Origin of the sequence: uncultured Methylobacterium sp. (genome assembly GCF_964244095.1) — a bacterium.
GTDB lineage: Bacteria > Pseudomonadota > Alphaproteobacteria > Rhizobiales > Beijerinckiaceae > Methylobacterium.
Window position 1 is genome coordinate 1 of sequence record NZ_CAXTHR010000207.1, and the last position, 5311, is coordinate 5311.

Below are 5311 nucleotides of genomic sequence, written 5' to 3' on the forward strand. Positions count from 1 at the left end.
CCACGCCCAAGGATCGGCCACGCCCAAGGATCGGCCACGCCCAAGGATCGGCCACGCCCAAGGATCGGCCACACCCAAGGATCGGTCCCGGTCAGGACCTGGGCGCGGTACAGCACGACGCCGCGGTGAGGCCCGCCTCGCGGACCTCGTGCGTGCCGGCCTCGCTGCTGCGGATGCGATAGCCGGGCTCGCCCGATTCGGCCGCCAACAGCCCGACGACCTCGAAGATCCGGCTGCCGTTGCGGGCGGCCGCGGAATCGCGCCGCCGCACGAGCTGCCCGAGGTGAAACTTGTGGCTCATGCCGAAGCCCTCCGATCCGAAGCCCTCCGATCCCGCACGCCTTACGTGCCGCGCGGGGGCTTCGGTTTCGGATCGGGGATCGGCGAGCGCGCGAGACTCAGGATCGACCGCTGGGGCCGGCCCGATTTCTGCGCGATCTCCTCGTCCTGGGCCGCGATCACATCGCGAGCCGGCTCGTCGCCGTCGAGGCCGCCGAGAACCTCCATCGGGACGCGGCGGTTGGAGGCCTGGGAGCCGTCCTCGTAGAACACGTCGAACAGCACGGAGCCCCGCTCCTGCGGCCTTTGCCTGGTGCGCTTACTCATCGTCTTCTTGGGGGTTGGGGCCGGCCTGGAACGCCGCCCGGGACAAACAACGGTCGGCGACGACGGAGCCCGCCGCGCCGGTCGGCATCGACCTGCCATGGGATCGCGTCCGCCCACGGCCGGAGCCTGCGGGAGCGTGAGATGGAGCGGCGCGTCGCGTTTGGCAACGCACGGCACGTCCGCGCTCCGTGCAACGGCAGATGGCGCCCGGCTCCGCCTCTGCGGAGCCACGCGGCGAAGCTCAGCTTGCGAGCACGAGTTCGCTCTCGTTCGCGGCGCGCTCGCCGGCCGACGACTTGATGCGGTAGCACGGCTCGCCGGTACGATCCTCGGGCATCAGGCGGACGATCTCGCACAACTGGCCCGACACGTCCTTGGCGGCGCCGAAGCCGGCGCGCGACTGGCGGACGCGTTGCCCGATCTTGAACTTGTGGGACATCGGATCACTCCTGATCGCCGCGGGGCCGGGCACCGCTTCCGCGGCGGGCGGCGGCGTTCGGCTGACGGTCTCTCGAATGCGCGGGGCGCCGGGGTCGGCCCGGCGTCTCGGACTACTTCCGGACGCGCGCCTTGCGCGCCGCGAACCGCGCGTCGCGGGCCTGCTTCTGCTCGGCGGCCATCGCCGCCTGACGCGCGACCTTCTCGGCGGCGACGCGCAGGACCTCGGCAGCCTCGAATTCCCGCAGCGCCTTCGCCTCCACGACGCGCCTGGCTTCGTCGGCGGCCCGCGCGACCGCGCGCTCCTTGTTGCGCTCCTCGCGCGCCCGGATCACCGCTTGGCGCTCGGCCTGGCGGGCGACGACGGCCGGGTCGTCGGCCGAGGGCCGCGCCTTGTAGCGATCCAGCATCGCTTCCCGCGCCTTCGCAGCGGTCTCGAGCCGGTCTGAGAACTGGTTGTCCTTGGATGGGTTCACACAAGATCCTTACGCGCCACCGGCCCCGTGCCGGATGCGGAAAATACGCAGCGATGCGAAAACAAGTGAAGCCGTCCCCGTGGGGAACGGCTTCGACGATGGTCCGAGGCGGCCTCGAACGTCAGGCGGCCTGGAGGCTGCCCGCGGACTGCTTCCCGCTGCGACGGTCGGTCTCCATCTCGTAGGAGATCTTCTGCCCCTCGGTGAGGCCGCGCATTCCGGCGCGCTCCACGGCGGAGATGTGCACGAAGACATCCTTGCCGCCGTCATCCGGTTGGATGAAGCCGAAGCCCTTCTGATCGTTGAACCACTTGACGGTGCCGGTGCTCATAGAAAATTCCGTATCTTATCAGGCGAACGAAACCGACGGGCGCATGAGGATCATGCGCCCGGTCGCTGGTCGTCGAAATGTGGGAGAGAACAGAGCGCACGCCCGTGACGGGCGGAACGGCCGGATATCTGGCCAGAGTTCGATCGGCTATTTATGGCACGGCGACGGAAATTTTGCAATCACCATGCGATGTGCACACGCAACCGTGCTCGCGATCCGCACGATGGTTCGGAAACCGGGTGACGGAAGACGCGCGAATCGTGCGTCGGGGCCGCGTGAAAGCGTGCTACGCTCGCCGCGCCGGTCACGTGATCCCGTGCGGCCGGTCGTTATCTTCGAGGCGGACATGGCGCGCATCCCCGAGAGCGGCGACACCTCGGTCGTCTCGATGGCCGAATACGACAAGCGCACCAAGCGGATCGCCGGCAACACGGGCGAGATCGCCGAGGACCTGAAGAAGAGCCGGCAGGCGATGAACCTCCGCCTGATCGCGTCGGCCGATCAGAAGAAGACGATCCCCCGTCTCACGCTGGTCGAATCCGCGGACGCCCCGGTCGAGGGGGACTGACGGTCACAGCCCCGCGAGTCCGAGGCGCGCGCGGCGGCGCTGCAACCACAGGGTCGTGGCGAGCGCGGCGCCGATGACGAGCGCCGACACCGCCGTCGTCAGGCTGCCGAGGGCGTAGATCTCCGGCGTCGTGACGGTGGTGGTCAGTCCCTGGAGTTCGAGCGGCAGGGTGTTGCGCCCGCCGATGGCCTGGCTGGTGCGGGCGAGTTCGTCGAAGGACAGGGTGAAGCCGAACAGCGCGACGCCCACGAGCGCGGGCGCGAGGATCGGCACGACGACGTGGGCGAGCGTCTGCGCGCCGCTAGCGCCGAGGTCGCGGGCGGCCTCCTCGTAGGCCGGATCGAAGCGGTTGAAGACCGCGAACATGATCAGCAGGCCGAACGGCAGCGTCCAGGTGAGATGCGCGCCGAGCGCCGAGGTGTAGAGCCCCATCGCGGTGCCGTGGTCCTGGAGCCAGCCCCAGCCGGTGGCGGCGGCGAGCGCGTTGATCGCGTCGTCGATCAGCCGGAATTCGAGGCCGATGCCGAGCGACACCACGATCGAGGGCACGATCAGGCTCGCCACCGCCACCGCGAACAAGGCGCCCGAGCCGAGGAAGCCCTTGCGGAAGGCGAGCCCCGCGAAGAACGCGAACACGACGGTGAGCCCCATCACGACGAAGCCGAGGCGGAGCGAGCGCCCGAACGCCGCCCAGATGTCGACGATGCCGCCGCCCGCCCAGAGCCGCGCGAACCAGTGCGTCGAGATCCCGTTCATCGGGAAGGTGAGGCCGCCCTGCGGCCCCTGGAAGCTCAGCGCCAGGATGGTCAGCGTCGGCCCGTAGAGGAACAGCACGAACAGCGCGAAGAACGCGGCGAGCGCGTAGAAGGCGATGCCGCGGGGCCGGTCGCGCACGCCTAAAGCTCCTTGCGCAGGTCGATCACCCGAGTGAGCCCGAGGATCATCAGCATCACGGCGGCGAGCAGGACGATCGCGTTGGCGGCAGCCGCCGGGAACTGCAGGTAGGACATCTGCACCTGGATTACCTTGCCGACGGAGGCGATCTGCTGTCCGCCCATCACGCCGACGGTGACGAAGTCGCCCATCACCAGCGTCAGGACGAAGATCGCGCCGATGGCGATGCCCGGCTTGCACAAAGGCACCACCACGTTCCACAGGGTCTGCCAGCCGGTGGCGCCGGCGTCATAGGCCGCCTCGATCAGCGCGCGGTCGATCCGCGCCATGCTGTTGAAGATCGGCACGATCATGAACACCGTGTAGAGGTGCACGAAGGCCAGCGTCACCGAGAAGTCGGAGTACAGGAGGCCCTCGATCGGGCTCTTCGTCAGGCCCATCCCCTGCAGCGTCTCATTGACGAGGCCGTTGCGCCCGAGCAGCGGAATCCACGAGATCATCCGGATCACGTTCGAGGTCCAGAACGGGATCGTGCAGAGCAGGAACAGCCCCATCTGCACCGTGCGCGAGCGGACGTGGAAGGCGAGGAAATAGGCCACCGTGAAGCCGATCAGCAGCGTGAAGGCCAGCGTCAGCGCGCAGAACTTCAGCGTCGAGAGGTAGGTCCGCGCTGTGGTGCAGAGGTCGGCGCCGTCGAGGCATCCCTCGAACACATCGCGATAGTTCTGCAGCGTGAAGGCCGGGACGATCGCGTACTCGTTGTATTCCCAGAAGCTGACCACCAGCGTCAGCAGCAGCGGCACCGCGAGGAAGACGAGGAACACCAGCGCCATCGGCGCCGCCTGGATATAGGGGAGGCGGGTCCGGCGGCGCGCCGGGCCGGAGGCGTCCCGCGCGCGCGCGGCGGGAGCATCCGACAAGGCAGGAAGGATGGCGTCGGTCATCGTATCGGCCTCGACAATCCGAACGGGCGGCATGTCCCTCCACCACGCAGGGGTGAAGGGAATGCCGCCGGGTGCCGTCGGCCGCTCACGCCGCGATGAACTCGTTCCACTTGCGAACCATGTAGGTGTTCTCGTCCATCACCGCGTTCCAGCACGCGACCGCCCCCATGCGCGTATCGAACGAGCCGCCGTCGCGGACGGTGCCGGCCTTCTCGAGCAGGCCGCCATCGGGGCCGTGGATGTCCTTCTCGGCGGCCTTGCCCTCCATCCAGTAGGCCCACTCGTAGGGCTGCATCTGGGTCTTGGCGGTCTCGGGCACCGCCGAGTAGTAGCCCTGGCGGTTGAGGTAGGCGCCCGCCCAGCCGGACAGGAACCAGTTGATGAAGTCGTAGGCGGCGTCGAGCTTCCGGCCGGTCAGGGTCTTGGGCAGGCCGAAGCCTGTGGCCCAGGCGCGGTAGCCCTCCTTGAGCGGCTGGTAGATGCAGGGCACCCCTTGCGTGCGCACCTTGGTGACGGCCGGCGACCACATCGACTGGATCACCGTCTCGCCCGACGCCATCAGGTTCACGGATTCGTTGAAGTCCTGCCAGAAGGCCCGGAACTGGCCGGCGCGCTTGGCATCGATCAGCACCTTGATGGTGCGGTCGATCTCGGCCTTCGTCATGTTGCCCTTGTCGGGATAGGTGTAGTCGCCGCGCGCCTCCACCGCCATCGCCGCGTCCATGATGCCGATCGACGGGATGTTGAGGATCGACGCCTTGCCCTTGAACTCGGGGTCGAGCAGGTCCTTCCAGCTCGTCACCGGGCGCTTGATCAGGTCGGGGCGGATGCCGAGCGTGTCGGCGTTGTAGGTCGCCGGGATCAGCGTGATCCACTCGGTCGGCGCCGTGGCGAAGCCCTTGCCCGTCTGGCCTTCGAGGTAGAACACCTTCTTCGGGGCGGTGCCCTGGTCGCCGATCTTTTTGCCGGCGACCTCGCCCTTGGTGAAGACGGTGCTGATCTTGTCGGCGTTCTTGATGCGCTTGGCGTCGAGGCCGAGGATGTTGCCCGAGGG

General features: G+C 68.3%; 9 protein-coding genes. 1 reads left to right on the forward strand and 8 read right to left on the reverse strand.

Features of this window, described 5'->3' with window-relative positions:
* Positions 1–91 precede the first annotated feature (91 nt).
* The 5 genes from ACFE86_RS20955 to ACFE86_RS20975 form a co-directional block, all read right to left on the reverse strand.
* Entirely contained in the window at positions 92–301 is a 210-nt protein-coding gene (locus ACFE86_RS20955) for a hypothetical protein (RefSeq protein WP_375457253.1), read from the reverse strand.
* 41 nt (positions 302–342) lie between these two features.
* Entirely contained in the window at positions 343–606 is a 264-nt protein-coding gene (locus ACFE86_RS20960; RefSeq protein WP_375457254.1) for a hypothetical protein, read from the reverse strand.
* A gap of 241 nt (positions 607–847) precedes the next feature.
* On the reverse strand, positions 848–1045 hold the full coding sequence (locus ACFE86_RS20965) for a hypothetical protein (RefSeq protein WP_375457255.1): 198 nt from the start codon (positions 1043–1045) through the stop codon (positions 848–850).
* 112 nt (positions 1046–1157) lie between these two features.
* Positions 1158–1520, reverse strand: coding sequence for a DUF6481 family protein (locus tag ACFE86_RS20970; protein WP_375457256.1), 363 nt, complete (start codon positions 1518–1520; stop codon positions 1158–1160).
* 121 nt (positions 1521–1641) lie between these two features.
* Positions 1642–1851, reverse strand: coding sequence for a cold-shock protein (locus ACFE86_RS20975; RefSeq protein WP_147726903.1), 210 nt, complete (start codon positions 1849–1851; stop codon positions 1642–1644).
* Positions 1852–2167: 316 nt separating this feature from the next.
* Between ACFE86_RS20975 and ACFE86_RS20980 the strand changes: the two genes are divergently transcribed.
* Positions 2168–2419 (forward strand): hypothetical protein, encoded by a 252-nt coding sequence (locus ACFE86_RS20980; RefSeq protein ID WP_375457257.1) that lies wholly within the window; start codon positions 2168–2170, stop codon positions 2417–2419.
* Positions 2420–2422: 3 nt separating this feature from the next.
* Here ACFE86_RS20980 and ACFE86_RS20985 read toward each other — a convergent pair whose 3' ends face one another.
* The 3 genes from ACFE86_RS20985 to ACFE86_RS20995 all read right to left on the reverse strand — a co-directional run.
* Positions 2423–3313 (reverse strand): ABC transporter permease, encoded by an 891-nt coding sequence (locus ACFE86_RS20985; protein ID WP_375457258.1) that lies wholly within the window; start codon positions 3311–3313, stop codon positions 2423–2425.
* A gap of 2 nt (positions 3314–3315) precedes the next feature.
* The gene (locus ACFE86_RS20990) at positions 3316–4257 is read right to left on the reverse strand and encodes an ABC transporter permease (RefSeq protein WP_375457259.1); all 942 of its coding nucleotides are present in this window, start codon (positions 4255–4257) and stop codon (positions 3316–3318) included.
* A gap of 85 nt (positions 4258–4342) precedes the next feature.
* A partial coding sequence (locus ACFE86_RS20995) for a PotD/PotF family extracellular solute-binding protein (protein ID WP_375457260.1) occupies positions 4343–5311 on the reverse strand: 969 nt, incomplete at its 5' end.